The sequence below is a fragment of the Pannonibacter sp. CBAS1226 genome, assembly GCF_055685825.1.
Window position 1 is genome coordinate 24,072 of the sequence record NZ_JBVOUO010000003.1, and the last position, 16,920, is coordinate 40,991.

At 62.8% G+C, this 16,920-nt stretch carries 10 protein-coding genes; 6 read left to right on the top strand and 4 right to left on the bottom strand.

Annotated elements, in window-relative coordinates:
* The first annotated feature begins 19 nt into the window (after positions 1-19).
* From AC0CMF_RS10375 to AC0CMF_RS10390, 4 genes are all read left to right on the top strand, one after another.
* Positions 20-6,202, top strand: a complete 6,183-nt coding sequence (locus AC0CMF_RS10375) for a two-partner secretion domain-containing protein (RefSeq protein WP_374629555.1) — start codon at positions 20-22, stop codon at positions 6,200-6,202.
* 3 nt (positions 6,203-6,205) lie between these two features.
* Positions 6,206-6,676 (top strand): hypothetical protein, encoded by a 471-nt coding sequence (locus AC0CMF_RS10380; RefSeq protein WP_374629557.1) that lies wholly within the window; start codon positions 6,206-6,208, stop codon positions 6,674-6,676.
* 171 nt (positions 6,677-6,847) lie between these two features.
* A complete protein-coding gene (locus AC0CMF_RS10385) occupies positions 6,848-7,264 on the top strand; it encodes an SMI1/KNR4 family protein (protein ID WP_374629558.1) in 417 nt (138 codons plus the stop codon).
* Positions 7,265-8,040: 776 nt separating this feature from the next.
* The gene (locus tag AC0CMF_RS10390) at positions 8,041-8,355 is read left to right on the top strand and encodes a hypothetical protein (protein WP_374629559.1); all 315 of its coding nucleotides are present in this window, start codon (positions 8,041-8,043) and stop codon (positions 8,353-8,355) included.
* A gap of 123 nt (positions 8,356-8,478) precedes the next feature.
* Here the strand turns inward: AC0CMF_RS10390 and AC0CMF_RS10395 are convergent, their stop codons facing one another.
* The 3 genes from AC0CMF_RS10395 to AC0CMF_RS10405 are packed head-to-tail and all read right to left on the bottom strand — an operon-like array spanning position 8,479 to position 11,311.
* Positions 8,479-9,240: an ABC transporter ATP-binding protein gene (locus AC0CMF_RS10395; protein WP_374629560.1), complete on the bottom strand. Its 762-nt coding sequence runs from the start codon at positions 9,238-9,240 to the stop codon at positions 8,479-8,481.
* A complete protein-coding gene (locus AC0CMF_RS10400; RefSeq protein ID WP_374629620.1) occupies positions 9,237-10,256 on the bottom strand; it encodes a FecCD family ABC transporter permease in 1,020 nt (339 codons plus the stop codon). The genes AC0CMF_RS10395 and AC0CMF_RS10400 overlap by 4 nt, the downstream gene beginning before the upstream one ends.
* 35 nt (positions 10,257-10,291) lie before the next feature.
* A complete protein-coding gene (locus AC0CMF_RS10405) occupies positions 10,292-11,311 on the bottom strand; it encodes an ABC transporter substrate-binding protein (RefSeq protein ID WP_058899152.1) in 1,020 nt (339 codons plus the stop codon).
* Positions 11,312-11,584: 273 nt separating this feature from the next.
* Between AC0CMF_RS10405 and AC0CMF_RS10410 the strand changes: the two genes are divergently transcribed.
* Complete coding sequence (locus AC0CMF_RS10410; RefSeq protein ID WP_374629562.1) at positions 11,585-13,108, top strand: DUF1800 domain-containing protein; 1,524 nt, start codon at positions 11,585-11,587, stop codon at positions 13,106-13,108.
* A gap of 4 nt (positions 13,109-13,112) precedes the next feature.
* Positions 13,113-14,291 (top strand): DUF1501 domain-containing protein, encoded by a 1,179-nt coding sequence (locus AC0CMF_RS10415; protein WP_374629564.1) that lies wholly within the window; start codon positions 13,113-13,115, stop codon positions 14,289-14,291.
* 208 nt (positions 14,292-14,499) lie between these two features.
* Here AC0CMF_RS10415 and AC0CMF_RS10420 read toward each other — a convergent pair whose 3' ends face one another.
* Entirely contained in the window at positions 14,500-16,908 is a 2,409-nt protein-coding gene (locus tag AC0CMF_RS10420; protein WP_374629565.1) for a glycoside hydrolase family 31 protein, read from the bottom strand.
* Positions 16,909-16,920: the final 12 nt, after the last annotated feature.

Below are 16,920 nucleotides of genomic sequence, written 5' to 3' on the forward strand. Positions count from 1 at the left end.
ATTTGAACGGATGACCAAGATGGCCCAACGCGCAAACCGTTTCCGCCGGACTGTTACAGGTCTGGGCATGAAGACCGTTTCAGTCCTGCCGGGTCTCGGCCGCAGGCTGCTGGCCAGCACGCTGAGTGCGCTGATCGTCATCCAGCCCATCGCGCTGCGGGCGCAGGAGGCAGGCGTTGCCCCCAACGGGGTGCCGATGGTCAACATCGTCACCCCCAATGATGCCGGCCTGTCGCACAACAAATACGACAGCTTCAATGTCGGCACGCCGGGCCTGATCCTCAACAACAACAATCAGGATGTGGGCCTGTCGCAGCTGGGCGGCGTTGTGCCTGGCAACCCGAACCTTGCCACCTCCGGTCCGGCCAGCGTCATCCTCAACGAGGTTACCGGCACAAACCGCTCCCTGCTGGAAGGCATGGTGGAGGTTCACGGCGCGCAGGCCGATGTGATCATCGCCAACCCCAATGGCGTCACCTGCAACGGCTGCGGCTTCCTGAATACGCCCCGCACCACGCTGACCACAGGCCTGCCGGAAATCGGCGCCGATGGCCGGCTGACGGGCTTCCGCGTCGAGCGCGGTGACGTGCTGATTGGCGAAAAAGGTGCCAATCTCGGCGGCGTTTCGGTGTTCGACATCGTGTCACGCCGCATCTCCGTCAATGGTCCGGTGCTGGCGGGTGGCGAGCTGAACCTCATCGCAGGCCGCAATGCCTATGACTATGCCTCCGGTCTGGTGACGCCGCTCGGCAGCGATGGCGAAGAGCCGGGCATCGCCATCGACTCCTCCCTGCTGGGCGGCATGTATGCGGGCAAGATCAAGGTCATCTCCACCGATCAGGGCGCGGGCGTGCGCATGTCGGGCCAGATGGCGGCCAATGCCGGGGCCATGTCGCTGTCCGCCGATGGCAAGCTGACCCTCGGCAAGGCACGGGCCACGCAGACGATTTCCGCCCGCTCCACCCGCAATGTGGTGGAGGTGACGAGCACGCTCTTCTCCGATGAAGCCATTGCGCTTGAAGGGATGAAGGGCGTTGCGCTGCGCGATGGCGCGCTGGTGGCTGCCTCCGGCGATGTGTCGCTGAAAGGCGAGGCTGTTTCTCTGGGTGAGGGCGCGCTGGCCGCCTCCGGCACCGCAGCCGATGGCACGCAGGGCACCTCCGGCACGCTCAGCGTCGAGGCGCAGCGGGTGGATGTGCGTGCCGGTCAGCTCGCCGGGGCAGGGCGTCTGTCTGTCACCGCCAATGAGCTTCTGATCAACCGCGCCTCGGATGATGGGGTGACGGCCCTGCGCTCGCGCGGGGACATGATCCTGTCGGCGGAGCGCATCGCCGCCCTCAATGCAAATGTGACCGCTGCCGGGGACCTCACCCTGCGCTCCGATGCGGCGCTGGCGCTGGAAAACGGCCGTTATACCTCCGGCGGCACTCTGCTGGCGCAGGCGGCAAGCCTCACCTCCACCGCCAGCCTGGCTGCCCTGGGCAGCGCCACGCTGGCGAGTACCGAGGGTGCGCTGAGCCAGGACGGCGAAGTTTCGGCCAACGGCGGTGTCAGTCTGACATCGGCAGGCAACATGGCCGTCAACGGCCGCACGGTTTCCGCCTCCACCCTGAGCCTCGTCTCAACCGGCGCACTGATCACCGGCAGCGGCGCTGTCGTCGCGGCTGATGGCAAGGTGACGGTCTCGGCGGCCAGCATCCGCAATGACGGCATCATCGGCGGGCAGTCCACGGCGGCTGGAAATGGCCTTGAGGTGACGAGCCTCGGCGCGCTGGAAAATGCAGGCACGCTCTCCAGCCGGTCGGATGCCCTCATCACCGCAGGCGGCCCCCTGTCGAGCAGCGGCACCATCGCCGCAACCGGCGCTCTGAAGCTGGATGCCTCGGGCAGCACGCTCAGCTCCACCGGCACGATCAACGGCGGTACGGTGACGGTGGATGCCGGCAGCTTCCTCAGCCGGGGCAGTCTTGTGGCCTATGCCGGTGCACTCGACGTGACGAGCGCAGGCGCGCTGGAACTTGGCACCGAAACCCTGGCGCAGGGGCCGGTGACGCTCGCCACCGATGGCGCAACGCTCTTCGGCGGGCGTCTGGTCTCTGCCGGGCTTCTCACGCTTGAGGGCATCAGCAGTGAACTGGCAGGGGCGGTAACAGTTGCCTCCGGCGCTTCGATGAATGGCGGCGCGGGCGTCAGCTTCAAGGCGGCATCGCTCGTCAACGAAGGGGCACTTGGCTCCTCCGGCGGGGCGCTGGACCTCGCGCTTTCGGGCAATCTCGACAACACCGGCCTCCTCTATGGCGGCACGGATCTGGCCATCCTGCTCGACGGCACGCTGACGAATGTCAACGCCGACATTCTGGCCGAGCGCAACCTGACCATTGCCGGGCGCAGCGGCACGCGTGCGGCTGCCATCGGCAACCGCTCCGGCACCATCGAGGCCGTCTCCGGCAACATGGCGCTGGCGGCCGGCACCATCACCAACAGCCGCGACGGGCTGGTGGTGACCACGGAGACGACGAGCACCTCCAGCACTTCCGGCAACACCACCACGACGGTGGAGACGACCCGCGAGAAGGCCACGGCCAATGGCCCGGCCGGCCAGATCCTTGCGGGCGGCACGCTGACCGTGAGAGCAGGCACGCTGACCAACAGCTACAGCCAGATCGCCTCGGGCGGGGACATGACGCTGGCGGCCGCAACCGTGGTGAACGAGGGGCGTGACCTCATCGAGACCGTGGTGACGGAAGCCGTCACCCAGCATTCCGAGCGCTACTGCGCCCGGCGTGTTCTCGGCGTTTGTCTCAGCCGCAAGACGCGTTACTGGACGACGACGGACACGGACACTGCGTCTTCCACCTATGATCAGGTCTTCGGCACCATCGTTGTGGGCGGGGATCTGGATGCGGATGTCACCGGCTTCCTGACCAACAACGCCGTGCGTGAAGGCGCGGGCCAGATCGGCCTTGCCTCGGGCGAGCGGGCGCTGGACCCGGCGCTTGTCGATGCCGGCACCGTAGCGCGGGACTTTGCCGAGGCCGGTTCGCTCGACATCAGCATCGACGGCCTGATCGGCCGCGAGGCCACCTTCGAGCAGGCCCAGAACCCGGACGCGCCGTTCCTCATCGAAACGCGTTCCGAGTTTGTCGACCTCAGCAAATATCTGAGCTCCGACTATTTCCTCTCCCGCGTTGGCAACTATGACCCCGCGGCCATCGAGCGGCGTTTTGGCGATGCCTATGCCGAGTTCCGCCTGATCCGCGAACAGATCTTCAACCAGACCGGCACGCTGGATCTGGGGCTGGGGCTCGACCCGGTCGAGCTGATGCGCCAGCTCTATGACAATGCCCTTGCCGTGCAGGGGGATCTGCAGCTGACACCGGGCCTTGCCCTGACGAAGGAGCAGGCCGCCGCGCTGACGCGCGATATCGTCTGGCTGGAGAAGCGCCTCGTCAACGGGCAGGAAGTGCTCGTGCCCCGGCTGTATCTGGCAGCCGTGCGCAGCAGCACGCAGGTGGCCTCGGCTCAGATCCGTGCGGGCGGGGATACCACGCTGGTTGCGGGCGGGGTGGCCAACTCGGGCCTCATCGCCACGGCGGGTGACCTGCGCATCGACACTGATTTCAGCACCGTCAACGAAGGCGGCAGCCTTTTTGCCGGGGCGGACATCATCATCGATGCCGGCAGCCTCTTCGCCAACCGCTCGGGCACCGTTTCCGGCGGCACGGTGGTCATCAACGCGGATATGGTGGCCAATGACACGCTGAAGCAGCGCGACAGCTATTTCAACGGCTATGCCGACCGCATCCAGCAGGTGGGCCGCATCGAGGCGCGCAACGATCTGCTGATCAACGCCTCGGGCTCCATCCTGTCCGAAGGCGGGCGTTTCGCCGCCGGGGAGGATCTCGTCCTCACCGCCGGTGATGCGGTGGAAATCTCCGCCCTGCAGCTGGAACGCAGCCGCGACGACACCATCAAGGGCGGCTATGACCGGGCCAGCAGCCTGACCCACACCCTGGCGGAGCTGAGCGCAGGCGGCGCCATGCTGGTGGATGCAGGCGGAAACCTGACCCTTGCAGGCGCAGAGCTGGAAGCCCGCCGCACGGTGACGCTGGATGCGGGCGGCAACCTTGCCATCATCTCCGTGCAGGACCAGTTCTCCCGCGACCTGAAGCTGGACATCAAGACCAGCGGCCTTCTGGGCACGGAAACCAACATCCGCCGCCAGGCCGCAGGCACCGAAACCCGGCGCACCACCATCACGGCCGGCGAGGACATCGCCGTCATCAGCCGTGATGGCAACATTGCGCTGGGGGCGGCCCGGCTGCAGAGCGGCGGGGAAACCCGCATCGAGGCCGAAAACGGCCAGGTGGCGCTGCTGACCACGACGGACCAGAGCTACCGGCACGACAGCAAGCGTGAAGAAGACCTGCTTTGGTGGAACTCGCGCGATCAGGGCCAGCTGAGCGAGACCATCGCCCATGTGGAGATTGAGGCCGGCGGCGGCGTGAAGATCGACGCGGGCAACGGCATCATCGTCGAGTACCACAAGACCGGCAGCTTCGAAGCTTCCATCGAACAGCTCGCCGCGCAGCCCGGGCTTGCCTGGGTGGGTGAGCTTCGCAACGATCCGGCGCTGGCCGGCAAGGTGGACTGGCAGGCGGTCGAGACCCGCTTCGAACAGTGGGACTACAAGGAACAGGGGCTGACGGAGGCAGGCGCGGCGCTGGTGACGCTGGTTGCCACCGCGCTCACCGCAGGCAGCGGCGGCCTCACCGCCTCGCTCTCCTCCTCCCTGGCCACCAGCCTCGGCGTTGCGGGCAACGTGGCGCTGGAAGCCGCGCTTCAGGCCGGTGTTCAGGCCCTCATCAACAAGACCGCCGTCGCCCTCGTCAACAACCGCGGCAACCTCGGCGACGCGCTTGAGGAGCTTGGTTCCTCGGCCACCCTGCGCAGCCTCGTCACCTCCATGGTCACCGCAGGCCTCACCGCGCATCTGATGGATGTGTCGGGGATTGGAGCGAACCTTGATCCGCAGGCGCCGCTGGCGGACCGTATCGTGCAGGACCTGCAGCGCGGCCTGATCCGCGCCTCGGTGACGGCCGGTGTGGAAGCTACGATCAATGGCCAGCCGCTGGGCGATGCCCTTATCTCGGCCTTGCGGCAGCAGGCAGCCCTTGTTCTGGGCGAAACCCTTGCCGAGGAGATTGGCGCTGCCGTGCACGAAGGCGGCATGCAGCGGCTGCCGCAGCTTATCGCCCATGCGGCTGTGGGGTGCCTGACCGGATCGGTTGCCACAGGCGACTGCAAGGGCGGGGCGGCAGGCGCTGTTGCCGGTGAACTGACGGCAGATGCCATCTCGGCCATGATCGAGGACGATCTGCGCGAGGCCTTTGCCAGGGGCACACTGAGCGAGGCCGAGGCCGAGCACATGGTGCTGGAGTGGCGGGCAAACGGTGTGAACGTTGCCCGGCTGGCGGGCGGGCTTGCCGCAGCGCTTGCCGGCGGAGACGTGGATACGGGCGCTGACGCTGGCGGCAATGCGGCCGAAAACAACGCCTTCTGGATCCCCGTCATCGCGGTGATCGTGCTTGCGCTGGAAGTCACGGACAAGGTGCTTCTGGCGAAGGACGCCGTCGACATTTCTGTTGCCGTCTATGCCTGCAACGGCGGAGACATGGCAGCCTGCAGCCAGGCCGAGGAAATGGCCAAGCAGGCAGCCATCGATGCGGGTATCGAGCTGACCATCGGCTCCATCGTGCCCGGCTCCAAGGCCGGCGCCGACCTGATCCGCTGGGTCCGCAAGAACGCCGACGCCGACACGCTGCGCACGATCGACCGGGCAACGGATGCGGCGGGTGGGACCGTAACGATTGGCGGCCAGACTTGCGTTTACACCTGTGTCATAGATGGTACTACACGTTATGTTGGAATTACCGATGATATTGCCCGTAGAGGCGCAGAGCACCTGCGCACGAAAGGCATCCGTATTGAACAAATTGCTGGTCTGGATAACTTGTCACGTGCGGATGCGAGAGCAGTTGAGCAAACGCTGATCAATTACTACGGCTTGGGGAAAGATGGAGGTACACTTCTGAACAAAATAAACTCCATATCTGCGACAAGAAATCCAACCGCCTATGAGCAATCTCTGGTGAGGGGGAAACAGATTCTTGATAGTGTAAATTATAAATGGACAAATTGATCGATGTTAAACCGGAAAACAGTCAAGGTTGGAGATGTATTTCAGATCCTTACATCGGAAGGGGTTTGTTATGGTCTGGTGACTCACAAGCATCCGAAATGGAAATTTGTGATCGCAGTGTTCCGTGAGTTCTTTTCTGTGCCGCCGGAGGACTTTTCGGCGGTTGTGAGCAAGGAACCGCAGTTCGTGACAACATTCCTCATTCAGGATGCGGTTCGGCAGGGATTGTTCCCCATCGTTGCCAACGTGCCCGTTCCGGATCATCTCGCCGCATTTCCAACCTTTCGGGCGACAAACAATCTGCAAGGCGACGAAACGATGTGGTTCTTCTGGTCGGGTGAGGCGCAATGGAAGGTCCATCGCCCCTTGACGGACGAGGAGAAGAAGTTCCCCAGAGGGCCGTCGCTTCCAAGCGCTCCGCTTCTGATCGAGATGATCGAGAAGGACTACCGGGTAGAGCGCGACTACATATGACGCGGGGTTTCGCCACGCGCCCGCTCATGCGGCGACTGGAGGGGCCTGTATCCCGATGAATCTGAACACATCGGGATCTGCTCAGGCAATCCCTCGCTTGCGATGCGAAGCAGGGCGTTGGAGCACTGTCTGGGCCAGACAGAGGCTGGTCTGTAGGTTCTGGAGGGGCTTGTGACGTTGCAAGAAGTGATTGACTTGATCAATCAGGCTGACGATCCCTCTGGACGAAAACGTCCTCTGCCCGATGATGCGCTTATCGAGGCGTATGAAGAGGCCTTGGGCCGAAAGTTTCCGGATGACTACAAGGTGTTCCTGAAGACTGTCAGCAATGCCTTTGTTGGCTTCATGTCACCCTTTACGCTGAGTGCAGGCATGCCGGGTGGCTATGGTGACCTCATTGCGGGCGTGCACGATGCCAGAAGCGTGGGTGTGCCCGAAGATTGGCTGCCGGTCTGCGAAGACAACGGGGACTATTACTGCATCACGCCGGAAGGTTCTGTTCGTTTCTGGGGGCATGATGGTGCTTCTGATGAGGTTTGGCCCGATCTGGCGTCCTGGGCGCATAACGTCTGGCTGGCGGGTGAGTGATTGCGCCGGGCTTTAACGTTCGGCGGGGCAGGTAAAGTGGACCAGTCGGCAGTCGAGGCTGGCCTTGAAAAGTGAGGAGCTCAATGCCGGTGCCATGAGTCTAGGGGCTGAATTGGATCGGATCAGGCCGGGGCTTACCGGCAGGCTCTTGTTCCTGTTTATTGTACAAAGACGGTACTCCTCTGACAGTGCCGCGTTTTGAATCGGGTTCAGGCGGCTTGGATTTCTGGTTAGATTGAAGCCTGTTTGGGTCTGGCCGTCTTGACCTTGCCCGGCCGTCTATACTGGCGAAGCCACCGGTCAGAGGATTTCAAAGCGCTGGAACGAGCTTGACCCGCGCCTTCAGAACCAACTGAAGGGCGGCACGGCTGTCGTCTCCATCTTCCTTCCCTCCGGTTCCATCAACATGCTCAAGCGCCTCAAGCTGGCAAAGGAAAGTGGATTCCATGAGTGGGCTATGGTGTCGCGGGCAGGCAAGTTCCACAACTGGGGCTTTTCTGCGCGTGATATCGGGTCATTCAGAACCAGTACGCAAAACCTGACTTGGATAAACCCTCAAACAGGTTTGCCGGGCGGACATGGAGGCCATGGTTCAGGAGCATTTCATCATGAGCTAAGTCAGTTGATCGATAGTAGCAATAATGTCGGCGAACTTAGATCTGGTCTCATTTCCCTTAGCCATCGATGGAATATTCCTAATCTTCCAGACATAATTGGTAGGTGACGAGATGCATACGATTTTTCTTGGATACTCCCGGTCTTTGACAGGAGCTGAAATGAGAAAGCTTTTCGATATTGACCCTGAGCACCCAGATGGTTTGTCGAAATTTGAGCAATTTTCTGGATGTGGTTATGTCGAGCCGGGTAATTTCGAGGTCTATGACAGATTGGAGTATGCAGACTATGTTTTTGATGGTGATTTTATTGAAAAGCTTCTGCCGTTTAGATTTGACGTAAGCATTCTAAAATCAATTGATTTTTCCGATGTTATTTCATTTTTTTACGTAAAAACTGAAAATATCAGCTCATTCGAATTTATTGCCGTTAAGGTTGTTGGGCCAATATTGGTGGATAAATTTTATTATGAGTAGTTTTATGTCGGAAGTAGCATTCGCCTTTCGCTTTGCGTTTGTGCAGTGCTGTAATAATCAGAAAGGTCTGTCTGGATAGAGATAGTATTCACCCGACAGCCCGCTCATTCCTCCCGCTTCGCCTCACTTCAGAAACTGGATATGCGGGCCTTTGTGGTGGTCGGAGGGGCAGACGTGGGCTCTGACGCAGAAGACGCAGCGGAGCAGGTCTTCGGTCAGGATCTCTGCGGGCGTGCCATTGGCGACGATGCGGCCCTGTTCCAGCACGATGATGCGGTCGCAGAACATGGCGGCGTGGTTGAGGTCATGCAGTGCGATGATGCTGGTGACGGGCAGGCCTGCAATGAGCTTCAGCAGGCTGATCTGGTGCTGGATGTCCAGATGGTTGGTCGGCTCATCAAGGATCAGCTCGCGCGGGCTCTGGGCCAGGGCGCGGGCGATGTGGGCGCGCTGCTTTTCGCCGCCCGAAAGATGCTGCCAGCGCTCGTGCCGCTTGGCGGCCATGCCGGAGCGCTCCAGCGCCTCTTCCACCGCGTGTTCATCGGCTTTTGTCCAGCCGGAGAACATGGAGCGGTGCGGGAAGCGGCCGAGCTTGACCACATCCTCGACCTTGAGATTGGCATTGGTGGTGGCGTGCTGTTCGACGAAAGCCACACGCTGGGCCACCGTCTTGCGGGAAATCTTTTGAATGTCCCGGTCTTCCAGCAGCACGCGGCCGGAATGCGGCTGCTTGAGCCCGGCCAGCAGGCGCAGCAGCGAGGTCTTGCCGGAGCCATTCGGCCCCAGCAGGCCCAGCATTTCGCCGGGCCTTGCCTCGAAGGAAATATCCTCCAGAACGGTTTTGGCGCCAATCTTCCAGGCGATGTTTTCAGACCTGATGCTCATGATGCACGCTGGAAACGGTAGAGGATGATGGAGAAGACCGGCACGCCGACAAGGGCCGTCACGACGCCGATCGGCAGAACCTGCTGCGGAATGAGAATGCGCGAGGCAATGTCCGCCAGCACCATGAAGATGGCCCCGCCAATGGCGCAGGCCGGCAACAGCCGGATATGCAGCGGCCCTACGAGGAAGCGGGCTGCATGGGGAATGACAAGCCCGACGAAGCCGATGGAGCCCACCATGCTGACGATGGTGGCGGTGAGAAGCGCGGTCAGGCAGAACAGGCTGAGGCGGGCGCGGCTGACGTTGACGCCGAGCGCTGCGGCCGATTCATCACCAAAGGCAAAGGCATCGAGAATGCGCGAATAGGCGAGGCAGGCGATGAGGCCGAGGCCGACGACGATGGAAACGAGCGTGAATTCCGGCCAGCGCACGCCGCCGAAGCTGCCCAGCAGCCAGAACATCACGTCACGCGCCTGCTGGGCGTTGCCCGCCGTCGTGACCACATAGGACGTTGCGGCATTGAAGAGCTGGGAGGCGGCTACACCGGCCAGAATGGTGCGGTCGGCACCGCCTCTGGTGCCGTTGGACAGCAGGGCGACGAAGAGAAAGGCGGCAAAGGCACCGGCAAAAGCGCCCGCAGACAGGGAAACCGTGCCAGCGCCGATCCCAAGGATGACAACGCAGACAGCGCCGGTCGATGCACCGGCCGAAATGCCGAGCACATAGGGCTCGGCCAGCGGATTGCGCAGCAGCGACTGCATGATCGCGCCGGAGATGGCAAGACCTGCCCCGCAGAAGGCCGCAACAAGAGCCCGGCTGAGACGGTAGTCCCAGATGACGGACTCATGGATGCGGTTCAGCTCGACTGCAGTCCAGCCGAGCTTGTTCGTTATTGCAGTGTATGTGGTGGAAAGCGGGATCGGCATGTCACCGATCCCGACGCTGATGCCGACCACCAGAGTAATGGCTGCAAGGCTGGCAAGCAGCAGGCCCAGGGTTACCAGGGACTGCCGCAGTGCATAGCCAGACCGGCTTGTTTCAATCACGATGCTCACCGCAGGCCGAGCGCCTTGAGCTGCTCAGCCACCTGTTCGGCGCCGAAGATCGTGCGCACGGTCGGGTTCATGGCCTGTCCGTCCATGATGACCATCGCCTTGTTCTTCACGGCGGGCATCTGGCTGGTCGCCGGGTCGGTGGTCAGGAACTCAATCTTGGCCTCGGCCTTGTCCAGTTCCCAGCGGTTACGGTCAACCCGGGCGACGACGATCACATCCGGGTTGGAGGCGATGATGCTCTCCCAGCCGAGAGCGGGAGACTCGGCTTCCGACTGAATGGCATTGGTGCCGCCCAGGACATCGGCGATGAAGCCGGATGCGCTGAACTTTCCGCCCAGATAGGCATCTGCGGACGGTGACGGGCTGGAGAACCAGAACACGTAGGACAGCTTCTTGCCATCCTTGGGGGAACCGGCGCGCAGATCGGCTTCGCGCTTCTTCAGGTCGGCGATCAGGGCCTGACCCTTCTCCTGCACGTCAAAGATCTGGGCGAGTTCGTCGATCTCCTTAAAGAGCGTGTCCATCTGCCAGAGTGTGGAGCGGTCGCCATAGCCGAACTTGTCCTTGGCTGCACCTTCCGCGACGCAGGTGCTGGGCGAGAGGTAGACCGGAATTTCCAGCTTTTCAAAGTCTTCGCGCTTTGCAACCTTGCTCGAGGCGCCGATCAGGCTCGGCAGGGCGGCGGTCACAAAATCCGGGTTTTCCGCCAGAATGGATTCGAAAGTCGGAAACTCGACCGTCAGCACCTTCACCTTGGCATTGGCTTCCTCCAGCTGAGGCAGAACCTTGTTCGGCCAGAAGGCGGTGCCAACCATCTTGTCCTCAAGGCCGAGCAGCAGCAGGATTTCCGCGCTGTTCTGGCCAAGGCCAACGGCCCGCTCCGGCGCCTTGGTGAAGGTGACCGGCACGCCGCAGTTCTCGATGGTCAGCGGATACTGGGTCTGTGCGGCGGAGGCTGCCGTTACCGCGGCGGCAAGGGAAGCGATGACGCTCGAGGCGATCAGAAGAGATTTCATGGGGGTGTTCCGGCCAAGCTGTTGAAGCTGGCGCCTTATAACTGTGCGTGCTGAAGTAAACAAGACTCTGAAACTCATATTTCAGGCGGCGGAAAAACGCTTCCACGGAATCTTCAGCTGCCCCAATTTCGCCGTTTCTGTCCTACCGGTCCGGCAAAAGGATCGTGCGTGCAGAGGCTTAACCGGTTCTTGGTTTCACCGCATTGGCGGCGTCTCATTTGCGCCTGTTGCGGCTGCGCGGCGGCGGGCCGGAGGCATGAATAAGGAGCGGGCATGACGGTTTCACGGGCGGTGGTTGCCGGGGTGCGCTTCGGATTTGGCCTGACACCGGGCGAGGCACCGGAGGGCGATCCGGACGCGCTGCTGGAACAGTTGCGCAAGGCTGGGAACGCAAAGCTTCTGTTTCCCCGGGAAGGGGTTGAGACGCGCAAAAGGCGCATCCGGGAGTACCGGTTGGTGCGCCAGGATCTGACGCAGCGCATGAAAGACGGCGAGGCACTGGGAGAGCGGGAAAAGGCGCTGAACCGGGACGCGTCTGCGCGGCTCGACGCCGATGTTTCGGGCCGGATCGCCCAGGCCGCAGGCTCTCCCTTCGGCTTTCAGGAGCGGCTGGCCAGCTTCTGGCTCAATCATTTTACCGTCAGCGCCAGCAAGTCGACGGAGATGCGGCTGATCGTGCCGCTCTATGAGGCAGAGGCGATCCGTCCCAATCTGTCCGGGCGTTTTGCGGACCTGCTGAAGGCGGTGTCGCTGCACCCGGCGATGCTGGTGTTTCTGGATCAGGCGCAATCCATGGGGCCGAACTCGCGGCAGGCGCAGAAGCGGGGCGGCGGCGTGAACGAGAACTTCGGCCGCGAGGTGATGGAGTTGCACACGCTCGGCGTCAACTCCGGTTACAGCCAGGCGGATGTACGCCAGCTGGCGCTGCTGCTGACCGGCCTCGTGTTCAACCGCGAAGAGGTTCAGGCCGGTTTTGACCGCAACAGGGCGGAGCCGGGCAGGTTCAAGGTTCTCGGCAAGACTTACGAACGCGGGGAAGGCGTCTTCGACATTTCTGAAGCCGTGCTGGAGGATCTGGCTTCGGATGAGCGCACCATGCGCCATGTCAGCACGCAGCTTTTTACGCATTTCATCAGCGAGACCCCGGATCAGGGTACCATCGCCGCCATGATGAAGGCCTGGAAGGCGAAGGACGGGGACCTGACGGCCGTCTACCGGGCCATGCTGCAAAGCAAGGCTGCCTGGGAAGAGCCGGGGCAGAAGTTCAAGAAGCCCTTTGATTATGTCGTCTCCACCTTGCGGGCCGCAGGCCTGACGCAGCCCGAGGATCTGTTCAACGATGATGATCAGCCGCGCGGGGGCTTTGACCTGCCGGACGGAAAGCCGCAGCGGCTGGCGATGGCGGAAGCTGATGATGATGAGAACCGCAAGGGCATGGAGGGCAAGGGCATGGAGGGCGACGACAGGAAGGCCCGCCCCAAGGCCAAGCGCTCGCTTGCCCGGCAGGCTGCGCAGATGATTGCGGGGCTGGGCGAACCGGTCTGGCGCCCGAGTGATGCGGCCGGCTTCAAGGACACCAATGCCTATTGGTTCAATCCGGCGCAGCTTTCGGCGCGCATCGAATGGGCGCGGCAGCTGGTCCGGCGCATTCCCGGCAAGCCGGACCCGCGCAACTTTGCCCGTGACGTGCTGGCCGATCTGGCGCGGGACGACACGGTGCGCCTCGTCTCCCGCGCGCCCAGCCGCGAGGCGGGACTGATGCTCGCGCTGGTGTCCCCCGAATTCAACAGGAGATGATCCGATGGCTGGTAAGCTGACCGATACGCTTTCTGGCATGACCCGGCGCGGATTTCTGGCTTCGGCCTGTTGTGCTGCGGCAGCGCCTCTCTTCACGCCGCTGGCGCTCGCCGCCATGCCGGGGGACAACCGGTTCGCGGCCATCATCCTGCGCGGCGCCATGGATGGACTGGATCTGGTGCAGCCGGTGGGCGACAAGGCTTTTGCCGGTCTCCGGCCCAAGCTGGTAGAGGCGTCCGCCCCCAGGCTCATTCCGCTGGATGATTTTTTCGGCCTGCATCCGGCAGCGAGCCCTCTTCTGCCCCTGTGGAAGGCGGGGGAACTGGCCTTCGTGCATGCGGTTTCAACACCTTACCGCAACATCCGCAGCCACTTCGACGGACAGGACATTCTGGAGGCGGGAGGAACGGAGGGAGCTGCGAAAACAGGGGGATGGCTCAACCGTACCCTGTCCCTCACCGGCCAGCCTCTGAAGGCGATCAGCGTCAGCACCGCGCAAGAGGTCATTCTTTCCGGCGCCAATCCGGCGGATGTCTGGTCACCGCGTTCGGATATTGCACTGGGACAGGATGAGCTGAGCTTTCTGGCAGAGCTTTACAAAGGCGACCGGGCCTTTTCAGAGGCCCTGAAGCAGGCGGTTGGCATCGACAGTTTCACCGATGCCCTCTACGCCAATGAAAAGCGCAACGGCAGCGTTGCCCATGTAGCGCGCATGGCGGGCGCATTGCTGAAGGACGAATACCGCATCGCCAGCTTTTCCATCACCGGCTGGGACACGCATGTGCAGCAGGAAAAGGAGTTTGCCAGCGCGGTGAAGGATCTCTCCACCGCCATCCTGTCCCTGCGCGGTGAGATGGGGCCGAAGATCTGGGCGAAAACGGCGGTGGTGGCGATGACCGAATTCGGCCGCACCGTGCGTCAGAATGCCAATGACGGGACGGATCACGGCACCGGTGGCTGCTGCGTCATTGCGGGCGGAGCCATCCGCGGCGGCAAGGTTTATGGCCGCTGGCCGGGGCTTGGGGATGGCGATCTGCTGGATGACCGGGATCTCAACCCCACCGGGGACGTGCGCGCCGTGGCGGCTGCACTGCTCGCCAGTCAGTTCGGTCTCAAGGCTTCCGCGCTGACGGACACCGTCTTCCCCGGCCTCGATTTCTCCGGAAAGCCGCGGTTCACCTGAGGGCAATTCCTGCAGGTGAGCCGAGGCATAACGCCCCGGACAAAAAGAAAGCGCGGATGACCGGGGTCATCCGCGCCAAGGTGCGTCTTGGGAGGACTTTGAAAAAGGCCCGGGCTTGACGGCTTGGCCGGTGCCCGTGCTCTTCTTGTTGTGGCGGTCCTCGGACCGCCGGGGTTCTTGTGGCGGGCGCTGCCGCACGCCTTTGATGTCAGGTGGCCGGAACGGTGACCGTGGCGCCGTTTGCCGCTGCAACGCCATTGACGGTCAGCTTGCGCGTTTCACCTGCCGGCAGGATCACCTTCGCCTCTGTCCATGCCTGGGAGTAGGCGCCCGTGCGGGAGAGGGTGAGGTTGATGCTGTCTGCATCACTGGTCAGTTCCATACGGATCAGGGCATGATTGCCGTCCAGCGCGTTGGCGGCAAAGCCGTCGTCCGCATATTCATGACTGACGCTGGAAACTGCCCCTTGTGCCGGGAAGATGGCGAGGGTGCGGGCCGTGTCCTTGCGGCTGTCGGCGCGGGTGAGGCCTTCGGCCAGCGGCAGCACGCTGCCTGCACGCACGAACAGCGGCATGGAGCCCAGCGTGACGGGCAGGGTGAGGTCCTGACCGCCTGCATGCCATTCGCCGGTCCAGAAGTTCCACCAGCCGGTGCCGTTCTCCGGCAGATAGAGCGTGCGCGATGCGGCGCCCTTGTCCATGACGCTTGCCACCAGCAGGTCGCGGCCGATCAGGAACTCGTCGCTCTCGGTGAAGGTGCGTGCATCGCTCTCGTGGTCGAGGAAGGTCGGACGCAGCATCGGCTCGTCGGCCGTCACTGCCGCATGCAGCACCGTGTAAAGGTAGGGCAGCAGGCGGTAGCGGAACTTGATCGCGTCGCGGATGTGGTCCGTCACTTCCGGGAACATCCAGGGCTCGTTGACCGTGCGGTCGTCGTTCCAGGAATGAATGGTGAAGCGCGGATGGAAGATGCCGTTCTGGACCCAGCGGACAAACAGCTCCGGCTCGGGACGCGGACCGGCAAAGCCGCCCACGTCATGGCCGATGTTGTAGAGGCCGGAGAGCGACATGCCGAGGCCCATGCGGGTGTTGTAGCGCACGGTTTCCCAGGCGGTGCGGTTGTCGCCGGACCAGGTCTGGGCGTAGCGCTGCAGCCCCGGCGCACCGGAGCGGGAGATGAGATAGGGGCGCACATCCGGCTGGTGGCGCACCTGTGCCTCGTGGCTGGCACGGGTCATCAGCACCGGCATCAGCGGACGGATGAGACCGATATCGATGGTCTCGCCGAAGCCGTTGCAGCGGGCGTGGCTGTCCCAGATCTCGTATTCGTTGTTGTCGTTCCAGGTGGAGTTGATGCCGTAGCCGAGCAGTTTTTCGGTCACATTCTGCTGCCACCAGGCGATGGTTTGCGGGTTGGTGAAGTCGAGGTGCGCGCCCTCGTCATCCCAGAATACGGAACGGGCGGGCGTGTCGCTCTCGCTGTCGAGAACGAACAGCTTCTTCGCTGTCACATCGGCGAACATCGGGTGGTCCTGCAGCAGGCAGGGCTTGATGTTGGCCGCCAGATGCAGACCGGCAGAAGCAAACTTTGCCGACATGCCCGCCGGATCCGGCACCTTGGCCGTGTTCCAGTTGAAGACGTAGCGCTTCAGGCCAATGGAGGTGTAGCCCGAGGACAGCTGGAAGCTGTCGCAGGGAATGTCGTGCTCTTCCACCAGCCGGACGAAGCCTTCCAGCTGCTCCTGCGCGTTCTCTGCATCGGTGTAGTGCATCGTCGAGCCGGAGTAGCCGATGGTCCACAGCGGCGGGAAGGCGGTGCCGCCGGTGAGGCGGACATTGGTCTTGACCACATCCAGAACCGAGGCGCCCCAGCTCATGTAATAGTCGAGGTCGCCGTCTTCGGCGCGGTAGGCGCGGTAGGGCTTGTGGTAGTTGTCCAGCTCGTTGCCGAGATCGAACCAGCTGCCTGCAAGGTTGTCGTAGAAGATGCCGAAGGCACCGGCCGAGGCCGTGCGGGTGACGCTGAAGGGCCAGTGCTTGTAGAGCGGGTCCGTCGAGCGGGCGTCATAGCCCATGGCATCGAGGTTGCGCATCTCGAAGCGGCGGCCGGAGCGCTCCACGTCGCCTGCCTTTTCGCCAAGGCCGTAGACCCGCTCGCCGGTCTTGCGCAGCAGGAAATGGGCATGGGCGTGGGACTTCACGTCCAGCAGATAGGCGCCGGTCGGGCGGTCTTCGGCAAAGACGAGGAAGCTGCCATCGGCCTGCTTCGCTTCCCAGACGAAGGTGAGCGGCTTCGTGATGGTGAGGCGGAGCTTGTCCGTCGTCAGGACGATGCCGGCCTCGCCATTGTTGGTCAGCTTGAAGGCCGGGCAGGAGAAGCCCGAAAGATCACGCCGCGAGCGGCCTTCCCACGGGGTTTCGCAAGGGGTGGCCGTGCCTTCGGGCTTGGGCGCGACGGTCCAGCTGCGGCCCAGGCGGAAGTCTCCATTCTTGCGCAGCTGCACGCGGAACAGGGCGTCTTCCAGCACTTCCACGGTCATCACGTGGCGGCCTTCGATGGCCAGCTCGATGCCGGCCTCGATGGAACGGGTGAGGGTGAATGTCTCAAGCGTCTTCATGACTTGTCTCCA